Consider the following 23,766-nt stretch of genomic DNA (forward strand, 5'->3'; position numbering starts at 1 on the left):
GGTGATCCCGCGCGGTGTTTTCCGGGGGACGCTGGGTCCCTGTGCCACCGCGTGGCGGGCCGGACCCCCGGCCGGGCCGCGGGGACCGGAGTGAGTAGGCGAGGCCTGAAGCGGTGAACGTGCTGGACATCCTGTTGCTGGTCGCGGCCGTGTGGTTCGCGGTCGTGGGTTACCGCCAGGGCTTCGTCGTCGGCATCCTGTCGGTGATCGGGTTCCTGGGCGGCGGCCTCGTCGCCGTGTACACGCTGCCCGTGATCTGGGACGCCGTCACCGGCAACGCGGACGTCGGCACCACCGCCGCCGTGGTCGCCGTGGTCGTCGTCATCGTCTGCGCCTCCGTCGGCCAGGCCCTGACCACCCACCTCGGCAACAAGCTGCGCCGGTACATCACCTGGTCGCCGGCCCGCGCCCTGGACGCCACCGGCGGCGCCCTGGTCAACGTCGTGGCCATGCTGCTGGTCGCCTGGCTGATCGGTTCCGCCCTGGCCGGCACCACCCTGCCCACGCTCGGCAAGGAGGTCCGCGGCTCCAAGGTGCTGCTCGGCGTCTCCCGGGCGCTGCCCGCGCAGGCCGACACCTGGTTCGCGGACTTCTCCTCCGTCCTCGCGCAGAACGGCTTCCCGCAGGTCTTCAGCCCGTTCGCCAACGAGCCGATCAAGGACGTCCAGCCGCCCGACCCGGCCCTCGCGAACAGCCCGGTCGCGGTGCGCGCTCAGCGCTCCATCGTCAAGGTGACCGGCACCGCCGAGAGCTGCGGCAAGGTCCTGGAGGGCACCGGTTTCGTCTTCGCGAACCGCCGGGTCATGACCAACGCGCACGTCGTCGGCGGCGTCGACTCGCCCACCGTGCAGATAGGCGGCGAGGGCCGCAAGTACGACGCCAAGGTGGTCCTGTACGACTGGAAGCGCGACATCGCCGTGCTCGACGTACCCGACCTCAAGGCGAACGCCCTGCGGTTCTCCGCGAGGGACGCGGCCGGCGGGGACGGCGCGATCGTCGCGGGCTTCCCGGAGAACGGCTCCTACGACGTGCGCGCCGCGCGCGTGCGCGGGCGCATCTCCGCCAACGGCCCGGACATCTACCACCACGGCACCGTCCGCCGCGACGTCTACTCGCTGTACACGACCGTCCGCCAGGGCAACTCGGGCGGCCCGCTGCTCACCCCCGACGGCCGGGTGTACGGCGTGGTGTTCGCCAAGTCCCTCGACGACGCCGAGACCGGTTACGCCCTCACGGCGGACGAGATCCAGCCCGACATCCGGCAGGGCCGTACGGCGAACGAGCAGGTGGGTACCGACAGCTGCGCCCTGTGAGCCTCCGGAGAGCCCATGGCCCCCCGGAAGGCCTGCGGCAGGCTCAGCCGCGCGGGTGACGCAGACGCACCGAGACCCAGCGGGCCCGGCGGCGCAGGATGCGCGGAATCCCCACACGGAGGTCGGTTTCCGCGAGTTGCGGATTGCCTCGCTGAGAGGTGCTCACACCGGCACCGGAGCGGCGGTTGCGGGGTGCGTCACTGTAGTCGTGCGTCCAGCCCATACCCCGACGTGTGCCCCCGCCCGAAGGTCGATAACCGCCTGGGCGCCGCCCAATTGGCCTATGCGGCGGGCATGTGGCCGTTCGGCGGACAACTGTTCAGGAACCGGATACTCCACGCATCGAACCGTCACCGCACGGTCACCGGTGTCCATCACCGATCCGGGTGAACATCACCCCAGTGCGTGACCGGTGGGGCGGGTGTCACCGGTCCGGCTCGGGATCCTTCAGCCAGTTGACGAGCTCCGTGGAGAGGGCGACCGGATCCTCCTCGTGCGGGAAGTGCCCGAGGCCGTCGAACAGGCGCCAGCGGTACGGGGCTTCGACGTACTCACCCGAACCGGCGGCGCTGCGCGTGCGCGTCACCGGGTCCAGCGAGCCGTGCAGATGCAGCGTGGGCACCCGCACCGGCCGCTTCATCCTGCGGTTGAACTGGATGCCGTCCGGGCGGGCCAGTGAGCGCACCAGCCAGCGGTAGGGCTCGATCGAGCAATGCGCCGTCGACGGGATGCACATGGCCCGCTGGTAGGTCTCCAGCGCCTCGTCCTCCGGCGGCCGCGGACCGGACCAGTCCCGGATCAGCCGGCCCACCATCGCACCGCCGTCCGCGGTGAGTTGACGCTCCGGGATCCACGGCCGCTGGAAACCCCAGATGTAGGAGTTGGCGGCCGTCTGCCGGGCGTCCCGCAGCATCGCCGCGCGCCAGCGCCGCGGGTGCGGCATCGAGACGACCGCGAGCCGCCGGACGAGCTTGGGCCGCATCGCCGCCGCCGTCCACGCCAGATAGCCGCCCAGGTCGTGGCCGACCAGCGCCGCGTCCGGTTCGCCGAGCGAGCGGATCACGCCGGTGACGTCGAGGGCGAGGTTGGCGGGGTCGTACCCGCGGGGCGTGCGGTCGCTGCCGCCGACGCCCCGCAGGTCCATCGCCACTGCCCGGTAGCCCGCGTCCGCGAGCGCGACCAGCTGGTGTCGCCAGGTCCACCAGAACTGCGGGAAGCCGTGCAGCAACAGCACCAGGGGGCCGTCGCCGAGTTCGGCGATGTGGAAGCGCGCGCCGTTCGCGGCGACGTCCCTGTGCGTCCAGGGACCATCGATGCGTACGGCCGAGGGGGCGGGGTCCGTCATGACTGTGAGCGTGCCACAGCCTCGATGGCCGCGGGGGCCCGATCCTCGGGCAGCTCCGCGCGCGGGTGCGGCTTGGCGTTCTGCAGCACGCCCGCCGTCAGCTTCATCGAGGCGGCCACCTTCTGCGGACCCCGGTCCTTCTTGGCCTTCTTCGCGAACACCATGCCGATCAGCGCGAGGAGGCCGGCGATGAGCACGTTCGCCGCGAAGGACAGCACGAAGCAGATCGCGAGGTTCCAGCCGCTCCAGGTCCGGATGCCGTAGGCGAGGGCGAAGTTGAGCATCGGGAGCGAGAAGACGAGCAGCACCAGGGCCGCCGTGAACGCGCCGCCGCTGGTCGCGCCGCGCCTGACGTCCTGCTTCAGCTGGGCCTTGGCCAGGGCGATCTCGTCGTGCACCAGCGCCGACAATTCGGTCGTCGCCGAGGCGAACAGCTGGCCGATGCTGCGTTCGGCGCCGACCGGGCTGCCGTCGGGTGCGCTCATCGCGTTCTCCCTCAGATGTCTCTTGTGCCGCGGGCGTGCCGTGCCGTCGTACGTCATACGCATGCCGTCGTACGTCATGCGCGTGCCGTACGCGGCCGGCCCGGCCCGCTCGTGTGGCCGTCTTGTTTTGTACCGTCTCGTCAGATCATGCCGGACGGTCGTCCTCATCGCCTGCCCCGCCCGGTACTTCCTGAAGCCCGTGGCGGGCGGCGGCCGCCTTCTCGGCGGCGATCCGGCGGTGTTCGGCGGCCTTGCGCTCGTGGATCCGGGCCATGCGCAGGTGGTAGGCCGGGTCGTCCTGCTCGTACACGTCCGGGATGCCGTCGAGGTCCTCGTCGCGCTCCTCTTCCTCGCACAGCCTGCGGTACTTGGCGTTGCGGACCTTCAGCAACGCCGTCGCGCACAGCGCCGCGAGGAGCGATCCGGTGAGGACGGCCGCCTTGACCTCGTCGGTGAGGACGGCGTCACCGGCGAAGGCGAGTTCGCCGATGAGCAGGGAGACGGTGAAGCCGATGCCGGAGAGGGAGGCCACCGCGAAGACGTCGGCCCAGGCGAGGTCCTCGCTGAGGGAGGCGCGGGTGAAGCGGACGGTCAGCCAGGTGCCGCCGAAGATGCCGATCGTCTTGCCGACGACCAGACCGAGGACGACGCCGAGCGTCTCCGGTTTGGTGAACACGTCCCCGAGCGCCCCGCCGGAGACCGCCACCCCTGCGCTGAAGAGCGCGAAGACCGGCACGGCCAGCCCGGCGGACAGGGGCCGCACCAGGTGCTCGATGTGCTCGCCCGGCGAGTGCTGCTCACCCTCCCGGGTGGTGCAGCGCAGCATCAGGCCCATCGCCACGCCCGCGATGGTGGCGTGCACGCCGCTGTTGTACATCAGGGCCCAGATCACCACGGCGAGCGGCACGTACACGTACCAGCCGCGCACGCCCTTGCGCAGCAGTAGCCAGAACACCGCCAGTCCGGCGGCGGCACCGCCGAGCGCGGCGAAGTTCAGCCGGTCGGTGAAGAAGACCGCGATGATCATGATCGCGAAGAGGTCGTCGACCACCGCGAGGGTGAGCAGGAAGGCGCGCAGGGAGCTGGGCAGGGAGGTGCCGATGACCGCGAGGACGGCGAGCGCGAAGGCGATGTCGGTCGCGGTGGGCACCGCCCAGCCCTGTGCCGAGCCGTGGCCGGTGAGGGCGGTGAGGGTGTAGACGAGCGCGGGGACGGCCATGCCGCACAGCGCGGCCACCACGGGCAGTACGGCCGCCCTGGGTTCGCGCAGGTCCCCGGCGACCAGTTCCCGCTTGAGTTCGATACCGGCGACGAAGAAGAACACCGCGAGCAGGCCGTCGGCGGCCCAGTGCGCCACGGACAGGTTCAGGCCGAGCGCGCCGGGGCCGAGGTGGAAGTGGCTGACGGACTCGTAGCTGTGGTGCAGGGCGGGGATGTTCGCCCAGATCAGCGCCGCCACGGCGGCGAGGAGCAGCAGGACACCGCCGACGGTCTCGGTCCGCAGCGCGTCCGCGACGAAGGCCCGCTCGGGCAGGGACAGACGTCCGAGGACCTTGCGAGGGGCTTTCGGGGTACGGGGCGCGGCCACGGTGGGAACCTCCGGGGTCGGTACGGCGATGATCACGCCGTCGCCCGGGATCGCCGACGGCGTCGCCGACCAGACTTCCCGGCACACCCTGAGATCGCCATTTTACCCGATTTTGACACCGGAGGTTAGTGAGCCGAACGAAAAGGCGCCCGGTGCTGACACCGGGCGCCCGTTGCCGCCGGTTCGCCTAGTCCTCGCTGGGCGCCGCGGGCAGCTTCGCCTGGATGAGGTCCATGACCGTGCTGTCGGTCAGGGTGGTCACGTCACCGAGCTGGCGGTTCTCGGCCACGTCCCGCAGCAGCCGGCGCATGATCTTGCCGGAACGGGTCTTGGGCAGCTCGGCCACCGGCAGGATCCGCTTGGGCTTGGCGATCGGGCCGAGCGTGGCGCCCACGTGGTTGCGCAGCTCGCCGACGAGCGCCTCGGTCTCCGCGGCCGTACCGCGCAGGATGACGAACGCGACGATCGCCTGTCCGGTGGTCTCGTCGGCGGCACCGACGACGGCCGCCTCGGCGACCGACGGGTGGGAGACGAGGGCCGACTCCACCTCGGTGGTGGAGATGTTGTGCCCGGACACGAGCATCACGTCGTCCACCCGGCCCAGCAGCCAGATGTCGCCGTCGTCGTCCTTCTTCGCGCCGTCACCGGCGAAGTACCTGCCCTCGAAGCGGGACCAGTAGGTGTCGATGAACCGCTGGTCGTCACCCCAGATGGTGCGCAGCATCGACGGCCACGGCTCGGTCAGCACCAGGTAGCCGCCGCCGCCGTCGGGCACCTCGTTCGCCTCGTCGTCGACGACGGTCGCGGAGATGCCGGGCAGGGGGGTCTGCGCGGAGCCGGGCTTGGCCTCGGTGACGCCGGGCAGCGGCGAGATCATCATCGCGCCGGTCTCGGTCTGCCACCAGGTGTCCACCACGGGCGTCCGGTCCGCGCCGATGTTCTTGCGGTACCAGATCCACGCCTCGGGGTTGATGGGCTCGCCCACCGAGCCCAGCACGCGCAGGGAGGACAGGTCGAACTTGGCGGGGATGTCGTCGCCCCACTTCATGAACGTCCGGATCGCCGTCGGCGCGGTGTAGAGGATCGTGACCTTGTACTTCTGCACGATCTCCCAGAACCGGCCCTGGTGCGGGGTGTCCGGCGTGCCCTCGTACATGACCTGCGTCGCGCCGTTGGCCAGCGGGCCGTAGACGATGTACGAGTGCCCGGTGACCCAGCCGACGTCGGCCGTGCACCAGTACACGTCCGTCTCCGGCTTGAGGTCGAAGACCGCCCAGTGGGTGTACGCCGTCTGGGTGAGGTAGCCGCCGGAGGTGTGCAGGATGCCCTTCGGCTTCCCCGTCGTGCCGGAGGTGTAGAGGATGAACAGCGGGTGCTCGGCCTCGAACGCCTCCGGGGTGTGCTCGGCGGACTGCCGCTCGACGCTCTCGTGCCACCACACGTCCCGGCCCTCGGTCCAGGCGACCTCCTGGCCGGTACGGCGGACCACGAGCACGTGCTCGACGTTGTCGACCTTGTCGATCGCCTCGTCCACGGCCGGCTTGAGCGCGGACGGCTTGCCGCGCCGGTAGCCGCCGTCGGCGGTGATGACGACCTTGGCGTCCGCGTCCTGGATGCGGGTCGCGAGCGCGTCCGCCGAGAAGCCGCCGAAGATCACCGAGTGCGCCGCGCCGATCCGGGCCGAGGCCAGCATCGCGATGGCGGTCTCCGGGATCATCGGCATGTAGATGGCGACCCGGTCGCCCTTGCGGACACCCAGCTCCAGCAGGGCGTTGGCCGCCTTGCAGACCTCGTCCTTCAGTTCGGCGTAGGTGATCGAGCGGCTGTCGCCGGGCTCGCCCTCGAAGTGGATGGCGACCCGGTCCCCGTGCCCGGCCTCCACATGCCGGTCCACGCAGTTGTAGGCGACGTTCAGCTCGCCGTCCTTGAACCACTTGGCGAACGGCGGGTTCGACCAGTCCAGCGTCTCGGTCGGCTCCTTGGCCCAGGTCAGCCGGCGGGCCTGCTCGGCCCAGAAGCCGAGCCTGTCAGCCTTGGCCTGTGCATACGCCTCCGCGGTGACGTTGGCATGCGCGGCCAGGTCGGCGGGGGGCGCGAACCTGCGTTCTTCCTTCAGCAGGTTGGCCAGGCTCTCGTTGCTCACGACATCTCCCTCTCGCAGGGTGTCCGTTGTGTCCCAGGCCACAGCTCATCAGACACGGGGGTCCGATGACAAGAGTCCACGGCCAAATTGGTTTAGACCTCTCTGGGGTCGATCGTTCACACCGGACTGCGCAGCTCCTCCGCCGCGCTCCCGTCCCCTCTCACGTCCGCGAACACCGTCCCGGTTCGACCGAGCAGATACGCCTGCGCCTCGCCCACGTGGAAGTACATCCCGTGCAGCTCCAGCTCCCCGGCCGCCAGCGCCCGCGCTACCGGGGCGTGCGCCCGCAGGTGCTCCAGTTGCTGGACGACGTTGGTCAGGCACAACTGCTCCACCGCGTCGGCCGGGGCGCGCCCGGCCAGCCGGGGCCGGGCGCGCCGTTCGTCGGCCAGCCGCTCCAGGCTCGGCAGGCCGTGTCTGAGCCACCGCCCCAGCGGCGTGGCCGCACCCCCGGGCTCGGCGGTCAGCAGGGCCTGCATCGCCCCGCACCCGGAGTGCCCGCACACCGTGATGGACCGCACCTTCAGTACGTCCACGGCGTACTCGACGGCGGCCGCCACCGAGTCGTCGCCGTACTCCTCGCCCGGCGCCGGCACCAGGTTGCCGACGTTGCGGACGACGAACAGGTCACCTGGACCGCTAGCGGTGATCATCGACGTGACGAGCCGGGAGTCGGCACAGGTGAGGAAGAGCTGCGCGGGGCGCTGCCCCTCCCGTGCGAGCCGCGCCAGCTCCGCCCGCACCAGCGGCGCGGTGTTGCGCTGGAACGAGCCGATCCCACGGGCGAGTTCCCGTCCGGCCTCCCGCCCCGTGGCCCCTCCGGCCTCCCGTGCGGCGTCCTGGCTCGCCGGGGCGGCGGCTTCCGGTAGGCAGGACCGGTGATTGCGCCAGGGCGTCCAGGGACGGCAGCGGCACCGGGCGGGCGGGGGCGGCCCGGTCGGTGTGGCCGGTTCGGTGGGTGGGGCTTGTCCGGCAGCCGGAGTCGGCCCGGTGGTCGTGGTCGGTTCGGCGGTCAGGGTCGGTTCGGCGGTCCGGATTCCGCCGCGCCGGCCCGTCAGCTGGGCCGTACCGCCGTGCGCGGTGTGGGAGGTGCGCCAGTCCTGCAGTGACTCGTACGCCGCGTGGTCCATGAACGAGCCGTCCAACTCCACAACGACGTGGGTGCCTTGGGGTACGAGATGCAGGGACCGGCTGAGCCGGGGCACCGCGAGGAACGTCAGCTGGCCTCGGATTCTTACGTGATGGACTCCTTCCTTGTCCTCATGGGTGATGCGGGTGCGGGTGAGGCGGCGCAGGGCGAGGGCGACCGCCACGGCGATCCCGAGGAGCACGCCCTGAAGGACGCCGAGGAGCACCACACCGAGTGTGGTCGCGGCGTAGACCAGCACTTCGCGGTGGCGCGTCACCGTGCGGATGTGGTGCAGGGACACCATCTGGATACCGACGGCCATCACCAGGGCGGCGAGGGAGGCGAGCGGGATCTCCTCCAGGGCCGGGACCATCAGCAGCGCGGCGACTACTACGAGAACGCCGTGCAGCATCGTGGAGTTCCGGCTCACCGCACCCGATTTCACATTGGCGGTACTGCGCACGGCCACCCCGGCCACCGGCAGTCCGCCGAGCGCCCCGGAGACCATGTTGGCGGCGCCCTGGCCCAGCAGCTCCCGGTCCAGGTCGGAGCGGCCGACGCGGGGGACCGGGCCGGGGCGGGCGGCGACGAGTTTGTCCACGGCCACCGCGCCGAGAAGCGACTGCACGCTGCACACCAGGGTCGTGGTGAGCACGGCGGCGGCCAGGCCCGGCGCCGGGCCCTCGGGCAGCCCGGCCAGGGCGTGGCTGCGCCAGGACGGCAGGTCGACCCGGGGCAGCGCCAGACCGGTCAGGGCGGCCGTGCCGGTGGCCCCGGCGACGGCGACGAGGGCGGCCGGTACGCGTCGGAGCACCTGGCCGGTGCGGCCGGGCAGGCGCGGCCAGGCCAGCAGCAGGGCGAGCGTCAGCACGCTCATCGAGACGGCAGCCGGCTGCAGGTGGGCCAACTGGGCAGGCAGAGCACGCAGGTTGGCGAGGACGGAGCTGTCGGGAGTGCCGCCGAGGACGATGTGCAGCTGGGCGACGGCGATGGTGATGCCGATCCCGGCGAGCATGCCGTGTACGACGGCCGGGCTGACCGCGAGCGCGCCACGCGCCACGCGCAGGCAGCCGAGGCCGAGTTGGGCGAGTCCGGCGAGGACGGTGATGCCACAGGTCGTCCGCCAGCCGTAGCGGTGGATCAGGTCGGCGGTGACCACGGTGAGTCCGGCGGCAGGGCCGCTGACCTGGAGCGGGCAGCCGCCGAGCCGGCCGGCGACGAGTCCGCCCACGGCGGCGGCGACGAGGCCGGCCTGGAGCGGGGCACCGGTGGCCAGGGCGATGCCGAGGGACAGGGGAAGGGCGATCAGGAAGACCGCGACGGACGCCGACAGGTCGGCGCTTGCGACGGGGAAGCGGCGGCGTCCGCCGGGCGGCGGGCCGTGCGGTGGGTGCGGGTGCTGGGTGTGCGGGGGTGCGCAGGCTGACATGGTCCCGTCTCCTCCGGGGCGGCGGGATGGAGCAATGCTTGGCAAAGGAAACGTAATCCCGCGTAAAGGCCATGCATAACTTTTCGCGGCAAACAGCCCAAACGATCCCTCGCATGAGCGAACGAATCGATGGATCGGCTTGTCGTACTAACTCCTTCTCGGTCCCGTGCGACCTTGGCGGCGTTGTCGGTTCAAGCCCGGCGCATCACCAGAGAACGGCCCTCGCCGGCGTTTGCCTGAGAGAAGGAAGAAGGTGGGCGGAACATGGCCGCCACCCAGAGGATCGCCGTCGGTGCCATGGTCGCCGCGGCCTGTGCCTCGTCGCTCGCCGGTTGCGCGACCGGCGCCGACGGATCCCACGGTTCTCACGGTGCCAAGCAAGCTGCGCCCGGCCCGCAGAAGGGGGCCCCGGCTCCGGGCAGCGTGTTCCGGCTGATCGGCGACGGATCCACCGCGTACACCGGCGGGCAGCCGCACCTGCCCAGACCCGAGCGGCTGAAGCCCGGTGAGAAGCCCCCGCAGTTCGTGGTGTTCTCCTGGGACGGCGCGGGTGAGGACAGCCAGAAGCTGTTCTCGCACTTCCGCCAGGTCGCCAAGGGCAACCACGCGACCATGACGTACTTCCTCAGCGGCGTGTACATGCTGCCGGAGGAGAAGCGCGACCAGTACAAGCCACCCCGGCACTCGCCGGGCAGCTCCGACATCGGTTTCAACGACGCTAAGGGCATCGCCGACACCGTCAAGCAGGCACGGCTGGCCTGGCTGGAGGGCAATGAGATCGGCACGCACTTCAACGGCCACTTCTGCGGGGCCGACGGCGGGGTCGGCACCTGGTCGGTGGAGGAGTGGGAGAGCGAGATCGCCCAGGCCAAGCAGTTCGTGAAGACCTGGAAGACCAACACCGGCATGAGGGAGTCGGCCCCGCTGCCCTTCGACTACGACAAGGAGCTGATCGGCGCCCGCACCCCCTGCCTGGAGGGCCAGAAGAACTTCGTGAAGGCGGCCCGTCGGCTGGGCTTCCGCTACGACTCCAGCGGGATCGGCAACCAGGTCTGGCCCAAGAGGAAGGACGGGTTGTGGGACCTGTCGATGCAACTGGTGCCGTTCCCGGGGCACACCTATGAGCAGTTGACCATGGACTACAACTTCATGGTCAACCAGTCCGGCACGAAGACCCAGGGCGACCCGGACATGTTCGACTACTGGGGCGACCAGATGCGCGACGGCCTGCTCAAGGGCTTCTACCGGGCCTACGACGGCAACCGCGCCCCGCTGATCATCGGCAACCACTTCGAGTCCTGGAACGGCGGCACCTATATGCGCGCCGTCGAGGAGACGGTGAAGGAGGTCTGCAACAAGCCCGAGGTGCGCTGTGTGTCCTTCCATCAGCTGGTCGACTGGCTGGACGCCCAGGACCCGAAGGCCCTTGAGAGGCTGCGCACCCTGGAGGTGGGCGAGGCCCCCAGGCAGGGCTGGGCGTCCTTCCTCTCCGGCCGCCCGGCCCCGGCGCCCAAGGGAGTGCCCGGGGCACCGGCGTTCAGACCGTAGGCGTCACGCGCAGGCCGGAGGCGCAATACGCAGGCCGGAGGTGCCATACGCAAGTCGTGGGTGTCACAAGGCGGTTGCGGCCTGCGCGCCGAGGCTTTCGCCGAGCACGAAGGCCGGGTCGACCTGCGCCGCCAGGTCGGCCCCGGTGCGCTCATTGCCCCACGCCTCGGCGTTCTTCAGGTGGAAGTGCACCATCTGGCGGGTGTAGCGCTCCCAGTCCCGCGCCTCGTACGTGGCGTCCACGGTGGTCCGAAGGGTGCGCAGGGCGCGGGCGTTGGCCTCCTCCAGCAGATCGAACCGGGGCGGCCGGCCCTTCTCCACGGCACGCACCCAGTCCGAACGCCCGACGGTCACGAGCAGGTCGTCCCCGACCTCCGCCTGCAGGAAGTCGACGTCGTCCGGTTCCTGGATCTTGTTGCCGACGACCTTCAGGGCGACGCCGAAGTCGCTGGCGTACTCCTTGTACTGGCGATAGACGGACACCCCCTTCCGGGTCGGCTCGGCGACGAGGAACGTCATGTCGAAGCGGGTGAACATGCCGGAGGCGAAGGAGTCCGAACCGGCCGTCATGTCGACCACGACGTACTCGTCGGGGCCGTCGACGAGGTGGTTCAGGAACAGCTCCACCGCTCCCGTCTTGGAGTGGTAGCAGGCGACCCCCAGGTCGGCGTCCGTGAAGGGGCCGGTGACCATCAAACGGACGGCGCCGCCGTCGAGTTCCACCGGACGCGCACAGGCGTCGTAGACCGGATTGGGCTCCCGCACCCGGACCAGCCGCGAGCCCTCACCGGGCGGGGTCGTCTTGATCATCGTGGCGGCGGAGGCGATGCGCGGGTTGCCGCCGCGCAGATAGTCCTTGATCAGTGGCAGCCGTTCGCCCATGGCGGGCAGCGCGGCCGCCTCCGCCTCGTCGAGTCCGAGCGCGGGCCCGAGGTGCTGGTTGATGTCCGCGTCGATGGCGACCACCGGGGCGCCGGTGGCCACGAGGTGGCGGATGAAGAGGGAGGAGAGCGTGGTCTTGCCGCTGCCGCCCTTCCCGACGAAAGCAATTTTCATGTTCACCAACGGTAGTCGGGTGATAGCTGTAAGTGGCAGTCGGACGTGAAGAAGACCACTCCTTCGAGGGGTCGGCCGAAGGGATGCGTAGTGTCGTACTCATGAGTACGACAGGCGCGAACGCCGACCCGCTCGCGGCCCTGGGCTCGCTGCCCGGTGTGGCCGACTCCGTGGAATCCGTGCGCAAGGCCGTGGACCGGGTCTACGGGCACAGGATCATGCGGCGCCGCAGCGCCGAGATCACCTCCGAGGCGGCCCTGCGCGGTGCCCGCGGCTCCGCGGCGCTGTCCGGAGCCGACTGGGCGCTGGAGGAGGTGCGGCGGCGTACCGACTTCGGCGGCGACGCCGAGGCGCGCGTCATGGGTGCGGCCCTCCGGCTGTCGGCGGAGGCGGGACAGCTGCTGTCCATCTGGCGGCAGTCGCCCCTCAGGGTGCTGGCCCGGCTGCATCTGGTGGCCGTGGCGAGCAAGGGCGACGAGGTCGGCAGGCCGCGCCAGGCCGGCGAGCCGGTCGACGAACCGCTGATCGAGGTGCTGCTGCCGGACGCCCAGGAGGTCTCCGGGCGGCTGGAGGGGCTAGCGGACCTGATCATCACGGGGACGTCCGCGCCCGCGCTGGTCACGGCCGCCGTGGTGCACGGCGAGCTGCTCGCGCTGCGGCCCTTCGTGTCGCACAACGGCCTGGTCGCGCGCGCGGCCGAGCGGATCGTGCTGATCGGCAGCGGCCTGGACCCGAAGGCGATCTGCCCGCCCGAGGTCGGCCACGCCGAACTGGGCCGCGCCTCCTATCTGGCGGCGCTGGACGGATACGTCTCCGGCACCCCCGAGGGTGTGGCGGCCTGGATCGCGCACTGCGGCCGGGCGATCGAACTGGGTGCGCGCGAGTCGACGGCGGTGTGCGAGGCGCTGCAGCGCGGCGCGGCCTGAGAGAACGTCCGGGAGCCGCGGACACGAAATGCGGCGGTACGAGTGCTCGTACCGCCGCTGGCATGTTCACCGGGTTACCAAGCGTCCTCGATATCTGCCCATCAGGTCGGGGACTTTGCCCGTCACCTGGTGCGGCTGGCCCGTAATCGACGGGTCGACGTCGCGTGGGTGCTCGGTGTCCATGCGTGGTCCGTGGGCCAAGTGCGTAGTGGTAGGTGATCCTCTCGGATGTCCTTTGGTCTCGCGGGCCTAAGGTCTTTGTACCGCGAGCCCGGGGGAAGCGAAACCCCTGCCTCCGGTTCTTTACTTTTAGGTTCGAACGAGGGCGAAACGGGCCTCGGCCGGACCGCGCCAGGACGTGAGGCGGTGCTCGGCGTCAGACGGTGCCTCGGCGCCGGCTGGCGTACCAGACGAGGCCGGCGGTCGCGGCCGCCGCTCCTATGGCCGCCGCCGCGACCAGTGTGGGACGGGCAGGGACGGACAGCGTGGGCAGCCGCTTCTTCAGCGGGACCGGCCGGCGGAACTCCAGAACCGGCCAGCCGCGCGCGAGTGCCTCGCGGCGCAGGGCGCGGTCCGGGTTCACCGCGTGCGCGTGCCCGACTGCCTGGAGCATCGGCAGATCGGTCGCCGAGTCGCTGTAGGCGTAGCACCGGTCGAGGTCGTAGCCCTCGGACGCGGCCAGCTCCCGGATCGCCTCGGCCTTGGTCGGGCCGTAGGCGTAGTACTCCACCTCCCCGGTGAAGCAGCCGTCCTCGCCGACGACCATGCGGGTGGCCACCACCCGGTCCGCGCCGAGCAGTTCGCCGATGGGCTCGACCACCTCGGCGCCCGAGGTCGACACGATCACCACGTCCCGGCCGGCCGTGTGGTGCTCCTCGATGAGGGAGGCGGCCTCGTCGTAGATGATCGGGTCGATCAGGTCGTGCAGGGTCTCGGCGACGATCTCCCGCACCTGCTGCACGTTCCAGCCGCGGCACAAGGTGGACAGATACTCGCGCATGCGCTCCATCTGGTCGTGATCCAGCCCCCCGACCAGGAAGACGAACTGGGCATATGCGGTACGCAGCGCGGCCCTGCGGTTGATCAGCCCGCCTTGGTAGAAGGACTTGCTGAAGGTGAGCGTGCTCGACTTCGCAATGACCGTCTTGTCCAGATCAAAGAAGGCTGCTGCGCGGGGCAAGGAGTGGTTTTCCACGCCCCAGAGCATAGGCGCCCACCATTCGGCGTAAGGTGGGGCGCGTGGGTTTGCCTGAGAGGGCTCTCGGGTACACCATGGAAGTCACGGATCGTTCGCGACCGTGCTAACCCGGTCCGACTCCTCCCCCCCCGAGTCGGCCGTGGGGACGACCCCCGCTCTCCCCCCCGGCGGGGGTCGTCGCATGTCCGGACGGGTTTTCTCCTCCCTCCCCCTTTTTCACGCGACCGCGGGGTCGGTACGACGCCGCCGCGGCCGCCGCTTCTGCGCGCCCGCGATCCGTTACTGGGGGTAATCGTCGCGCTGCTCTGTGGAAGTCGCACAGGGATCGGTACAGAGCTCACCGGTATGGGTGACGGCGATATTCACAGGGCCCGAGTTGTCCACAGTTTTCGTCCAAGATCCACATGATTTCGCGGATCGCTGCACCGTGATTCCAGCGCGCTCGGCCGCGGCGAGTTCATGGCCGGTTCCGATTGCCGGGGCGCCTATGGCCGGTTTCTGTCGGCCGTTCATATGGGGGCCGCTTGCCGGTTCTTCACACCTTTGGGAATCGCGTGGCCGCAGAGGCTGCGCGGCCCATGCAGCGAAGGGGGAACACCCGTGACCGCAGCCGTCACCCATGATCCGCCGCCCGGCGCCCCGGACCGGCCGGGCAGGCCGCTCATCGTCACCGAGGACGCCGAACTCCTGGACGACCTGCTGCGCCTGTGCGCGGCGGCCGGCGCCACGCCCGAGGTCCACCACGGCGTCCCCGCACACGGCGACGGCTGGGAGGCGGCCCCGCTGGTGCTGGTGGGCGACGACGCCGTCCGCCGGGTCGGCGGGGCCACCCGCCGCCGTGGAGTGGTGCTGGTCGGCCGTGACCAGGACGACCCGGGGGTGTGGCAACGCGCCGTCGAGATCGGCGCCGACCACGTCCTGATGCTGCCCGACGGTGAGCAGTGGCTGATCGACCGCATCGCCGACGTGGCCGAGGGAGTCGGCCGCCCGGCCCTCACCGTCGGGGTGATCGGCGGCCGGGGCGGGGCCGGTGCCTCCACGCTCGCGTGCGCGCTCGCCGTCACCTCCGCGCGCGAGGGCCTGCGCACCCTCCTCGTGGACGCCGATCCGCTCGGGGGCGGACTCGACGTACTCCTCGGCGGCGAGAGCGCCGACGGACTGCGCTGGCCCGCCTTCGCCGCCTCCCGCGGCAGGGTCGGCGGCGGCGCCCTGGAGGAGTCGCTGCCCGAACTGCACTCCCTGCGCGTGCTGAGCTGGGACCGCGGCGACTGCGTCGCCGTCCCGCCACCGGCCGTGCGCGCGGTGCTCGCCGCCGCCCGGCGACGCGGCGGCACGGTCGTGGTGGACCTGCCCCGCCGTCTCGACGACGGGGTCGCCGAAGTCCTCGCCCAGCTCGACCTGGCGCTGCTCGTCGTCCCCGCCGAACTGCGCGCGATCGCGGCCGCCGGGCGGGTCGCCTCCGCCGTCGGCATGGTCGTGCGCGACCTGCGCGTGGCGGTACGCGGGCCGTACGCACCGGGCCTGGACGACCAGGAGGTGGCCCGGTTGCTCGGCCTGCCGCTGGCCGGCGAGGTGCCGGTCGAACCGCCGCTGCTGCGCCCGCGGGGCGGTGCGAAACCGCCCGCCGCGACCGGACGCGGCCCGCTCGCCCGCTTCTGCGCGAACTTCTGGGAGCGCGCGCTGGTCGAGGCCGGAGGCACCCGATGACCCTCCCCGGACTCGACCGCGCGGACGGCGCCGCCCTGCTCGACGGCGTCCGGCGCCGGCTGGCCGAGAGCGGCGCCGAACCCACCCCCGCGCGCGTGGCCCAGGCCCTGCGCGAACAGGGCCGGGTGCTCGGCGACGCCGAAGTCCTGGGCGCGGCCCGGCAGCTGAGGTCCGAACTCGTCGGCACCGGCCCCCTGGAGCCGCTGCTCGCCGACCCGGACGTCACCGACGTCCTGGTGTCCGCCCCCGACCGGGTGTGGGTGGACCGCGGCGGCGGTCTGGAGCTGACCCCGGTGACCTTCCCCGACGCGGCGGCCGTACGGCGCCTCGCGCAGCGGCTGGCCGCCGTGGCCGGACGCCGGCTGGACGACGCCCGGCCGTGGGCGGACGCCCGGCTGCCCGACGGCACCCGCCTGCACGCCGTGCTGCCCCCGGTCGCCGTCGGCTGCACCTGCCTGGCCCTGCGGGTCGTACGGCCCCGGGCGTTCACGCTGGAGGAACTGGTCGAGGCCGGCACGGTGCCGCCCGGCGGCGACCGGATCCTCAGGGCGCTGCTCGCGGCCCGGCTGTCCTTCCTCGTCAGCGGCGGCACCGGAAGCGGCAAGACGACGCTGCTCAGCGCCCTGCTGGGGCTGGTCGGCGCGGACGAGCGGATCGTGCTGGCCGAGGACTCGGCCGAGCTGCGCCCGGACCATCCGCACGTCGTCCGGCTGGAGACCCGGCCCGCCAACCAGGAGGGGGCAGGCCTGGTCACCCTGGAGGACCTGGTCCGGCAGGCGCTGCGGATGCGGCCCGACCGGCTGGTCGTCGGAGAGGTCCGCGGACCCGAGGTGGTCCATCTGCTCGCGGCCCTCAACACAGGCCATGAGGGCGGCTGTTGCACGGTCCACGCCAACGCCGCCGGAGACGTCCCGGCCCGCCTGGAGGCGCTGGCCACGGCCGCCGGACTCGACCGGGCCGCGCTGCACAGCCAGCTCGCGGCCGCCCTCTGCGTGGTCCTGCACCTCGTACGGGACCGGTCCGGGCGGCGCCGGATCGCCGAGGTGCACGTGCTGGAGCGGGACGCCACGGGGCTGGTCCGGACGGTGCCGGCCCTGCGCTGGGGCGAGAGGGCCTTCGTGCGGGAGCGGGGCTGGGAGCGGCTGGAGCGGCTCCTGGAGGCCGGAGCGGACTCGGAGAGGGGTGCGGGCGAGTGATCGGTGAGACGTCCATGGGCGCGGCGCTGATCTGCCTCGGCGCGCTGGTCTGGCTGCTGGGCGGGCGGCACTGCGGAATGCGGCGGGCGCGGCTGCTGCTCGCGGGCGGCGGCGTGGTCGCGACCGGCCCACCCGCCCGGGACCGGGCCCTGGCGGACCTACGGCGGCTGCGCGGCCGGCTGGGAGCCGAGTGGTGGGCCCTCGCTGCCGGTCTGCTGCTCGGGCTGCTGGGGGCCTCGGTGATTCCGGTCGTCGCGGGGGCGGCCGGGGTGGTGGTGCTGCGCCGGGTGCGGCTGGCTCGGCAGGCCCGGCGGGTCCGGGAGCGGCGGGCGGACGCGGTGATCGCCCTGTGCGGGGCTCTCGCCGGGGAGGTGCGCGCCGGACGGCAGCCGGGCGAGGCGTTGCTGCGGGCGGCGCGGGACTCCGGCGGGCTCGGCGAGGCGCAGGCGGCCGTGGTCGCGGCGGCGCGGTTCGGCGGGGACGTGCCCGGCGCGCTCACCGCGGCGGCCCGGCAGCCGGGCGCCGAGGGCCTGCTCGGGCTGGCCGCGTGCTGGCGGGTGGCCGTGGACCAGGGGGCCGGGCTCGCGGCGGGCCTGGACCGGCTGGAGGCGGCCCTGCGCGCCGAGCGGGACCAGCGCGCCGACCTGCGCGCCCAGTTGGCAGGTGCCCGGGCGACCACGGTGCTGCTCGCCGTACTCCCCGCCCTCGGCCTCCTCCTCGGCTCGGCCATGGGCGCCGACCCGCTCCACGTCCTCCTCCACACGGGCGCCGGCCTCGGCTGCCTGGCGATCGGATCCGCCTTCGAGGCGGCGGGGATGTGGTGGGCCGTGCGGATCGTGCGGGGGGCGGGGGTGGTGTGAGCGCGGGCGGGCGGGGAGCCGGGAGCGGTCCGCGGAGGAGCGGTGTGCGCGGGACGGGGCGCGTGATGGTTTGCGCCGGCTGGGACATGTGGGGAGAGCGGGTGACATGAGCGGGGAAGTCGTCCACAGGTTGGGGACGGTCGGGGGTGTTGTGCTGGTCCTCGGCTGGGCGGTTCGGTGGTTGGAGCTGGTCCGCAGACGGCGTCGGGCGCGGCAGCGGGCGGCCGAGCTGCTCGGTCAGGACGTGCCGGTGCCCAGGAGGCGGTTGCCGTCGGCGGGCATGCTGCGGCGGTGGCTGCCGTTGGCCGGGGCGGTGTGCGGTGCCTGGGCCCTGGTCGGTGGGGTGACCGGGGCCGTGCTGGGGCTGGGGGCCGGGGTCGTGCTGCGGTGGTGGCGGAGCCGGCAGTTGGCGGTCGGCCGGGCGGAGCCGGTCGGCACGGCCGCCGCCACACGCCAAGTCCCGCTCGCCGCCGATCTGCTGGCCGCCTGCATCGCAGCCGGCGCCGGACCGGTGATCGCCGCACAGGCGGTGGGGGAGGCGCTCGACGGGCCGGTGGGCCAGGCGCTCGCGCGGGGCGCGGCCGAGGTGCGGCTCGGCGGTGAACCGGCGGCCGCCTGGCGGAGGTTGGCCGAACTGCCCGGCGCCGGGGCGCTGGCGCGGTTGCTGGAGCGGGCCGACGAGTCCGGGCTTCCGGCGGCCGGCCCGGCCGCCCGCCTCGCCTCCGACGCACGCGCGCAGTGGGCCCGCACCGCGACGGCCCGGGCCCGGCGCGCGGCCGTACTGATCTCCGCGCCGGTGGGCCTGTGCTTCCTGCCCGCCTTCATCGCGGTCGGCGTGCTGCCCGTCGTGATCGGCCTCGCGGGCGGCGTGATGGGAGGCAGGTGAGGCGTACGAGAGCGAACGAGCCCAGGCGGACAACGAACCGAGCAATCGCGGAGAACCACAAAAGACCTGAATCCCACGGGGGTCGGAATGCACAGGAAGATCAAGGAAGCGACGGCGGACCGGCTGCGGCGGAAGCGCCGCAGGGATGCCGGAATGGTGACGTCCGAGTACGCGATGGGGATCATCGCGGCCGTCGGGTTCGCGCTGCTGCTCTACGAGGTCGTCACCAGCGGCCAGGTCCGGACGGAGCTGCAGGACATCGTGAAGAAGGCCCTCAGTGCGCGGATGTGAGCGAGGGGCGGACCGGGGGTTCGTGACCGCGGAGGCGGCCGTGGTGCTGTGCGTGCTGGTGGCGTTCACGATGGCGCTGGTCTGGGGGCTGCTCGTGGTGGCCGCACAGATCCAGTGCGTGGACGCCGCCCGCATCGGCGCCCGGGCCGCCGCGCGTCAGGACCCGGCCGACGCCGTGGTGACGGTGACCCGTGAGGCCGCGCCGCGCGGCGCCCGGGTGACGGTCGGGCGCGAGGGCGACCAGGTACGGGTGACGGTGGTGGCCAGACCGCCGGTGCTCGGCGGGTTGCCGTTCGAGGTGCGGGAGCAGGCCGTCGCGCCGGCCGAGGAGACCACGCCGGCCGGGCAGACCACGGTGACCGGGGAGGCGGAGCCGTGAGGCGAGATGGGGCGGGGGATCGGCGGCACGCCGGGCGGGGGTTCACCGTGCGGGGGTCCGCTGTGCGGAGCCGGCGGCAGTCCGACCGGGGGTCCGCCACCGTGTGGAGTCTGGGCGCGATGGCCGTGCTGTGCGCGGTGTTCGGCGTCGTGCTCGCGCTGGGTCAGGCCGTCGTCGTCCGGCATCGGGCGGCCGGCGGCGCGGATCTGGCGGCGCTCACGGCGGCGGCCCACTGGGAGGAGGGCGGCGCGGCGGCCTGCGCCCGGGCCGGGCGGGTGGCGGCCGCCCAGGGGGTACGGCTGGTGCGATGCGCGATCGTCGGTGAGACCTCGGACGTGACGGCGGCCTCGGGAAGAGGGCCGTTCGCGGCGCAGGCCAGGGCCCGAGCAGGGCCTGCAGGACCGGAGCCTGCGGGACCGGAGCCGGCGGGACCGGAGCCGGCGGGATCCGCGCCCGAGGCCCCCGGGCCCGAAGGACCGGCGCCGGGAGCCGCCCTCGTACCGCGAGCCCCCAGGTCGAGCATGATCAAGCCCGCGGCGCCCGCCCCGTAGCCGGCTCCTCCGCCCGCTGTTCCCCCGCGGCCGGCGCCTCCGTCCCCCATTCCCCCGGCTTCTCCTCCGGCGCTCCCCGCAGCAGCACCGTGAGGAGTCGTACCGCCCCCCTCTTGTGCAGCGGGTCGTTGCCGTTGCCGCACTTGGGGGACTGGATGCAGGACGGGCAGCCGGCCTCGCACTCGCAGGAGGCGATGGCCTCGCGGGTGGCGGCGAGCCAGGTGCGGGCGGTGTGGAAGGCACGCTCGGCGAAGCCCGCGCCGCCGGGGTGGCCGTCGTACACGAAGACCGTCGGCAGCAGGGTGTCCGGGTGCAGCGGGATCGAGACGCCGCCGATGTCCCAGCGGTCGCAGGTCGCGAAGAGGGGGAGCAGGCCGATGGAGGCGTGCTCGGCGGCGTGCAGGGAGCCGCCCAGGATCTCCGGGGTGATCCGGGCCTCGTCGAGCTGGTCGTCGGTGACCGTCCACCACACCGCGCGGGTGCGCAGCGTACGAGGAGGGAGTTCGAGTTTGGTCTCGCCGAGCACTTCACCGGTGATGAGGCGCCTGCGGAGATAGGAGACCACCTGGTTGGTGACCTCGACCGAGCCGTAGCAGAGCCGGCCGGCACCCCAGGGGATCTCGGTGTCGGTTTCCAGAATGGAGATGGAGGTGGTGTCGCGGGCGACCGTGGAGTACGGCGGGTCGGCCTGCTCGACCAGGGCGACCGAGTCCTCCAGGTCCAGCTGGCGTACCAGGTAGGTGCGGCCCTGATGGAGGTGGACCGCCCCCTCGTGGACCGTGGAGTGCGCGGCACCCGCGTCGACCGTGCCGAGCAGACGGCCCGTTCCGGACTCGACGATCTGCACCGGGCGCCCGCCCGCGCCGCGGATGTCGGTCAGGTCTGCGGCCCGCTCCCGGCGTGTCCAGTGCCAGGCCTTCGTCCGCCGGCGGAGCAGCTTCGCGGCCTCCAGCTGCGGCAGCACGTCCGCGCAGGCGGGGCCGAAGAGGTCCAGGTCCTCCTCGGTCAGCGGGAGCTCCGCGGCGGCGGCGCACAGGTGCGGGGCGAGGACGTAGGGGTTGTCGGGGTCGAGGACGGTGGATTCCACCGGCTGGTCGAACAGGGCCTCGGGGTGGTGGACCAGGAAGGTGTCCAGCGGGTCGTCGCGGGCCACCAGCACGGCGAGCGCGCCCTGTCCGGAGCGGCCCGCGCGGCCCGCCTGCTGCCACAGGGAGGCGCGTGTGCCCGGGTAGCCGGCGATGACCACCGCGTCCAGGCCGGAGACGTCCACGCCCAGCTCCAGGGCCGTCGTGGCGGCGAGGCCCAGGAGTTCGCCCGAGTGCAGGGCGCGTTCCAGGGCGCGGCGCTCCTCGGGGAGGTAGCCGCCACGGTAGGCCGCGACACGCCGGACCAGGGAGCGGTCGACCTCGGCCAGTTTCTCCTGGGCGATCACCGAGATCAGCTCGGCGCCGCGCCGGGACCGTACGAAGGCCACCGAGCGCACCCCCTGCACGGTGAGGTCGGTCAGCAGATCGGCGGTCTCGGCGGTGGCCGTACGCCGTACGGGGGCACCCTTCTCGCCGTGCAACTCGGTGAGCGGGGGCTCCCACAGGGCGAAGACGAGTTCCCCGCGTGGGGAGGCGTCGTCGGCGACCTCGGTCACCGGCAGGCCTGTCAGCCGGCGGGCGGCGACCGCGGGCTCGGCGGCGGTCGCCGAGGCCAGCAGGAAGACGGGCGAGGCGCCGTAGCGGGCGCACAGGCGGCGCAGCCGGCGCAGTACCTGGGCGACGTGCGAGCCGAAGACGCCGCGGTAGGTGTGGCACTCGTCGATGACGACGTACTTGAGCGACTTCAGGAAGGAGGACCAGCGCGGGTGGGAGGGGAGTATCCCGCGGTGCAGCATGTCGGGGTTGGTGAGGACGTAGTTGGCGTACTGGCGGATCCACTCCCGTTCCTCGAACGGGGTGTCGCCGTCGTACACGGCCGGGCGCACCGAGGTGCCGAGCGGCTGTGAAAGTTCCTTCACCGAACGGCACTGGTCCGCCGCAAGCGCCTTGGTGGGAGCCAGGTACAGCGCGGTGGCCCCTCGGCCGTTCGGGGCCTCGGCGCCGTCCATAAGGGTGGACAGGACGGGCACGAGGTACGCGAGGGACTTGCCGGAGGCGGTGCCGGTGGCGACGACCACCGAGTCGCCGTCCAGGGCGTGCTCGGCGGCCAGCGCTTGGTGCGCCCAGGGGTGCTCGATGCCGCACGCCTGGATGGCCGCGATCACCTCGGACCGGATTCGGTCAGGCCAGACGGCATGGCGGCCCGCCCGCGGGGGCAAGTGCTCCGTATGAGTGATGCGCGCAGACCGGTTCGGCCCGGAGGCGAGCCGGTCGAGGACCGCGCCCGGAGACGGGCGGGACGCCGGGTCCGCCGGGGATCGATCGGATCGGTGATTCTTGGCCATCGGCACCGAGTGTGTCACTGGCGTGACGGACAATGGAGCCAAGGCGTCGTGCACGCCTGCCGGTAAGTGATTGAATGCCATCGCGGCTGGCGATGCGTCCCGGGGGCCGCCGAGGTGTCCCGAGGGGCGTCCGCTCGATAGCAAGGTGCTGGAGGATCCGTGGACCTGTCCCTGTCGACCCGTACCGTCGGCGATCGTACGGTCGTCGAGGTCGGTGGCGAAATCGATGTATACACCGCGCCCAAGCTGCGCGAGCAGCTGGTCGAGCTGGTGAACGACGGCAATTTCCACCTCGTCGTCGACATGGAGGGCGTGGACTTCCTCGACTCCACCGGGCTCGGCGTGCTGGTCGGCGGCCTGAAGCGAGTGCGTGCCCATGAGGGCTCGCTGCGCCTGGTCTGCAACCAGGAGCGCATTCTCAAGATCTTCCGTATCACCGGCCTCACCAAGGTGTTCCCGATCCACACCTCGGTCGAGGAAGCGGTGGCGGCCACCGACTGACCCTGGAGCGGTCACCGGCGCCGGGCTCCCGTCGGAGTCCGGACGCCGGCCGGTTCCGTCCGGCCCGCCGCGTGCGCGGCCGGTGCGTCGACCGGTTCCGTCCCGGGTCCTTGAGCGGCCCGGGGCACAGAAGCACATCAGGGGGTGCGGGCTCTCGGCGGCCCCGCCCCCGACCGCACGCCCGTAGTCGCGAGGGGGATGCATGGCCACCGTCGAACTCCGCTTCAGCGCGCTGCCCGAGCACGTCCGGACCGCCCGGCTGGTGGCGGCAGCGGTGGCACGCAGGGCCGGAGTGGACGAGGCCGTCCTGGACGAGCTCCGGCTCGCCGTCGGCGAGGCCTGCTCCCGTGCCGTCGGACTGCACCAGAGCAGCGGCATCAGCGCGCCTGTGAAGGTGGCGCTGATCGAAGAGGAGAAACAGTTCTCCATCGAAGTCGGCGACGAGGCGCCGCACGCCGTCCCGGGCGACACGCCCGGGGCCGGACAGGACGTCGAGGCGGAGATCGAGGAGGACGAGATGGGCCTCGCGGTCATCAGCGGCCTCGTCGACGACGTCCAGGTCTCCACCGGACACGACGGCGGCCTGATCCGCATGACCTGGCCGACCACACCCCCGGCCACAGCGCTGCTCTGAGCGCCGCCGTACCACTTCACGAGGGCCCTGCCGAGCAGGGCCCTCGGTGTTTTTCCGACGTCAGACGGCGCCCCGTGAATTCGTGAAGGAATTCACGATCATTAAGAATGCCCTGGGGGCATTACTCCATTCGGGTTGTCGGGCGGGATCTCGATCATTTACTGATGAGT

The 23,766-nt window shown here is 72.3% G+C and carries 21 protein-coding genes; 12 read left to right on the forward strand and 9 right to left on the reverse strand.

Annotated features, from left to right (window positions below; all coding sequences use genetic code 11):
* Positions 1-113 precede the first annotated feature (113 nt).
* Positions 114-1,313, forward strand: a complete 1,200-nt coding sequence (locus ACQPXS_RS25860; protein ID WP_433451652.1) for a MarP family serine protease — start codon at positions 114-116, stop codon at positions 1,311-1,313.
* Between the two features lie 43 nt (positions 1,314-1,356).
* On the opposite strand, the gene ACQPXS_RS25865 is transcribed toward ACQPXS_RS25860, so the two are convergent.
* The 6 genes from ACQPXS_RS25865 to ACQPXS_RS25890 all read right to left on the reverse strand — a co-directional run bounded on the left by ACQPXS_RS25865 (position 1,357) and on the right by ACQPXS_RS25890 (position 9,432).
* Positions 1,357-1,536 (reverse strand): hypothetical protein, encoded by a 180-nt coding sequence (locus ACQPXS_RS25865; RefSeq protein ID WP_351807608.1) that lies wholly within the window; start codon positions 1,534-1,536, stop codon positions 1,357-1,359.
* Positions 1,537-1,737: 201 nt separating this feature from the next.
* Entirely contained in the window at positions 1,738-2,658 is a 921-nt protein-coding gene (locus ACQPXS_RS25870) for an alpha/beta fold hydrolase (RefSeq protein ID WP_433451653.1), read from the reverse strand.
* Positions 2,655-3,143 carry a phage holin family protein gene (locus ACQPXS_RS25875; RefSeq protein ID WP_433455940.1) on the reverse strand — a complete coding sequence of 163 codons (489 nt, stop codon included), beginning with the start codon at positions 3,141-3,143 and terminating at the stop codon, positions 2,655-2,657. The genes ACQPXS_RS25870 and ACQPXS_RS25875 overlap by 4 nt, the downstream gene beginning before the upstream one ends.
* A gap of 145 nt (positions 3,144-3,288) precedes the next feature.
* Positions 3,289-4,731: a Na+/H+ antiporter NhaA gene (gene nhaA, locus ACQPXS_RS25880; protein ID WP_433455942.1), complete on the reverse strand. Its 1,443-nt coding sequence runs from the start codon at positions 4,729-4,731 to the stop codon at positions 3,289-3,291.
* A gap of 187 nt (positions 4,732-4,918) precedes the next feature.
* Positions 4,919-6,874 carry an acetate--CoA ligase gene (acs, locus tag ACQPXS_RS25885; RefSeq protein WP_433451654.1) on the reverse strand — a complete coding sequence of 652 codons (1,956 nt, stop codon included), beginning with the start codon at positions 6,872-6,874 and terminating at the stop codon, positions 4,919-4,921.
* A 116-nt stretch (positions 6,875-6,990) separates the two neighbouring features.
* A complete protein-coding gene (locus tag ACQPXS_RS25890; protein WP_433451655.1) occupies positions 6,991-9,432 on the reverse strand; it encodes a SulP family inorganic anion transporter in 2,442 nt (813 codons plus the stop codon).
* A 264-nt stretch (positions 9,433-9,696) separates the two neighbouring features.
* Here ACQPXS_RS25890 and ACQPXS_RS25895 point away from each other — a divergent pair, with 264 nt between their 5' ends.
* Entirely contained in the window at positions 9,697-10,980 is a 1,284-nt protein-coding gene (locus tag ACQPXS_RS25895) for a hypothetical protein (protein WP_433451656.1), read from the forward strand.
* 63 nt (positions 10,981-11,043) lie between these two features.
* Here ACQPXS_RS25895 and ACQPXS_RS25900 read toward each other — a convergent pair whose 3' ends face one another.
* Positions 11,044-12,036: an ATP-binding protein gene (locus tag ACQPXS_RS25900; protein WP_433451657.1), complete on the reverse strand. Its 993-nt coding sequence runs from the start codon at positions 12,034-12,036 to the stop codon at positions 11,044-11,046.
* A gap of 101 nt (positions 12,037-12,137) precedes the next feature.
* Between ACQPXS_RS25900 and ACQPXS_RS25905 the strand changes: the two genes are divergently transcribed.
* Positions 12,138-12,962, forward strand: coding sequence for an oxidoreductase (locus ACQPXS_RS25905; protein ID WP_433451658.1), 825 nt, complete (start codon positions 12,138-12,140; stop codon positions 12,960-12,962).
* Between the two features lie 376 nt (positions 12,963-13,338).
* Here ACQPXS_RS25905 and ACQPXS_RS25910 read toward each other — a convergent pair whose 3' ends face one another.
* Positions 13,339-14,169 (reverse strand): HAD family hydrolase, encoded by an 831-nt coding sequence (locus ACQPXS_RS25910; protein WP_390683501.1) that lies wholly within the window; start codon positions 14,167-14,169, stop codon positions 13,339-13,341.
* A 591-nt stretch (positions 14,170-14,760) separates the two neighbouring features.
* Here ACQPXS_RS25910 and ssd point away from each other — a divergent pair.
* The 7 genes from ssd to ACQPXS_RS25945 all read left to right on the forward strand — a co-directional run bounded on the left by ssd (position 14,761) and on the right by ACQPXS_RS25945 (position 20,030).
* On the forward strand, positions 14,761-15,867 hold the full coding sequence (ssd, locus tag ACQPXS_RS25915) for a septum site-determining protein Ssd (RefSeq protein WP_433451660.1): 1,107 nt from the start codon (positions 14,761-14,763) through the stop codon (positions 15,865-15,867).
* Positions 15,864-17,063: a TadA family conjugal transfer-associated ATPase gene (locus tag ACQPXS_RS25920; protein WP_390683503.1), complete on the forward strand. Its 1,200-nt coding sequence runs from the start codon at positions 15,864-15,866 to the stop codon at positions 17,061-17,063. Before ssd ends, ACQPXS_RS25920 begins: the two co-directional genes overlap by 4 nt.
* A gap of 14 nt (positions 17,064-17,077) precedes the next feature.
* Positions 17,078-17,923 (forward strand): type II secretion system F family protein, encoded by an 846-nt coding sequence (locus tag ACQPXS_RS25925; protein WP_433455944.1) that lies wholly within the window; start codon positions 17,078-17,080, stop codon positions 17,921-17,923.
* Positions 17,924-18,029: 106 nt separating this feature from the next.
* Positions 18,030-18,809: a type II secretion system F family protein gene (locus ACQPXS_RS25930; RefSeq protein ID WP_433451661.1), complete on the forward strand. Its 780-nt coding sequence runs from the start codon at positions 18,030-18,032 to the stop codon at positions 18,807-18,809.
* An 87-nt stretch (positions 18,810-18,896) separates the two neighbouring features.
* Positions 18,897-19,100, forward strand: coding sequence for a DUF4244 domain-containing protein (locus ACQPXS_RS25935; protein WP_433451663.1), 204 nt, complete (start codon positions 18,897-18,899; stop codon positions 19,098-19,100).
* A 22-nt stretch (positions 19,101-19,122) separates the two neighbouring features.
* The gene (locus ACQPXS_RS25940; RefSeq protein WP_433451664.1) at positions 19,123-19,479 is read left to right on the forward strand and encodes a TadE family type IV pilus minor pilin; all 357 of its coding nucleotides are present in this window, start codon (positions 19,123-19,125) and stop codon (positions 19,477-19,479) included.
* Between the two features lie 62 nt (positions 19,480-19,541).
* Complete coding sequence (locus tag ACQPXS_RS25945; RefSeq protein ID WP_433451666.1) at positions 19,542-20,030, forward strand: Rv3654c family TadE-like protein; 489 nt, start codon at positions 19,542-19,544, stop codon at positions 20,028-20,030.
* On the opposite strand, the gene ACQPXS_RS25950 is transcribed toward ACQPXS_RS25945, so the two are convergent.
* Positions 20,005-22,542, reverse strand: coding sequence for a DEAD/DEAH box helicase (locus ACQPXS_RS25950; RefSeq protein WP_433451667.1), 2,538 nt, complete (start codon positions 22,540-22,542; stop codon positions 20,005-20,007). The two genes, ACQPXS_RS25945 and ACQPXS_RS25950, sit on opposite strands and share 26 nt — an antisense overlap.
* A 78-nt stretch (positions 22,543-22,620) precedes the next feature.
* Between ACQPXS_RS25950 and bldG the strand changes: the two genes are divergently transcribed.
* Both bldG and ACQPXS_RS25960 read left to right on the forward strand, forming a co-directional pair.
* Positions 22,621-22,962, forward strand: coding sequence for an anti-sigma factor antagonist BldG (gene bldG / locus ACQPXS_RS25955; protein WP_010986038.1), 342 nt, complete (start codon positions 22,621-22,623; stop codon positions 22,960-22,962).
* Between the two features lie 202 nt (positions 22,963-23,164).
* Positions 23,165-23,596, forward strand: a complete 432-nt coding sequence (locus ACQPXS_RS25960; RefSeq protein ID WP_356300013.1) for an ATP-binding protein — start codon at positions 23,165-23,167, stop codon at positions 23,594-23,596.
* Positions 23,597-23,766: the final 170 nt, after the last annotated feature.

Source organism: Streptomyces sp. CA-142005 (assembly GCF_050942335.1).
Lineage (GTDB): Bacteria > Actinomycetota > Actinomycetes > Streptomycetales > Streptomycetaceae > Streptomyces.

Excerpts from the sequence above, each read along its gene's own strand:
- ACQPXS_RS25875 (WP_433455940.1), bottom strand. The coding sequence starts at position 3,143 with ATGAGCGCACCCGACGGCAGCCCGGTCGGCGCCGAACGCAGCATCGGC.
- ACQPXS_RS25870 (WP_433451653.1), bottom strand. The coding sequence starts at position 2,658 with ATGACGGACCCCGCCCCCTCGGCCGTACGCATCGATGGTCCCTGGACG.
- ACQPXS_RS25935 (WP_433451663.1), top strand. The coding sequence starts at position 18,897 with ATGCACAGGAAGATCAAGGAAGCGACGGCGGACCGGCTGCGGCGGAAG.
- ACQPXS_RS25905 (WP_433451658.1), top strand. The coding sequence starts at position 12,138 with ATGAGTACGACAGGCGCGAACGCCGACCCGCTCGCGGCCCTGGGCTCG.
- ACQPXS_RS25925 (WP_433455944.1), top strand. The coding sequence starts at position 17,078 with ATGGGCGCGGCGCTGATCTGCCTCGGCGCGCTGGTCTGGCTGCTGGGC.
- ACQPXS_RS25900 (WP_433451657.1), bottom strand. The coding sequence starts at position 12,036 with ATGAAAATTGCTTTCGTCGGGAAGGGCGGCAGCGGCAAGACCACGCTC.
- ACQPXS_RS25930 (WP_433451661.1), top strand. The coding sequence starts at position 18,030 with ATGAGCGGGGAAGTCGTCCACAGGTTGGGGACGGTCGGGGGTGTTGTG.
- ACQPXS_RS25910 (WP_390683501.1), bottom strand. The coding sequence starts at position 14,169 with ATGCTCTGGGGCGTGGAAAACCACTCCTTGCCCCGCGCAGCAGCCTTC.
- ACQPXS_RS25865 (WP_351807608.1), bottom strand. The coding sequence starts at position 1,536 with ATGGGCTGGACGCACGACTACAGTGACGCACCCCGCAACCGCCGCTCC.
- ACQPXS_RS25920 (WP_390683503.1), top strand. The coding sequence starts at position 15,864 with ATGACCCTCCCCGGACTCGACCGCGCGGACGGCGCCGCCCTGCTCGAC.
- ACQPXS_RS25895 (WP_433451656.1), top strand. The coding sequence starts at position 9,697 with ATGGCCGCCACCCAGAGGATCGCCGTCGGTGCCATGGTCGCCGCGGCC.
- ACQPXS_RS25890 (WP_433451655.1), bottom strand. The coding sequence starts at position 9,432 with ATGTCAGCCTGCGCACCCCCGCACACCCAGCACCCGCACCCACCGCAC.
- ACQPXS_RS25960 (WP_356300013.1), top strand. The coding sequence starts at position 23,165 with ATGGCCACCGTCGAACTCCGCTTCAGCGCGCTGCCCGAGCACGTCCGG.
- ACQPXS_RS25950 (WP_433451667.1), bottom strand. The coding sequence starts at position 22,542 with ATGGCATTCAATCACTTACCGGCAGGCGTGCACGACGCCTTGGCTCCA.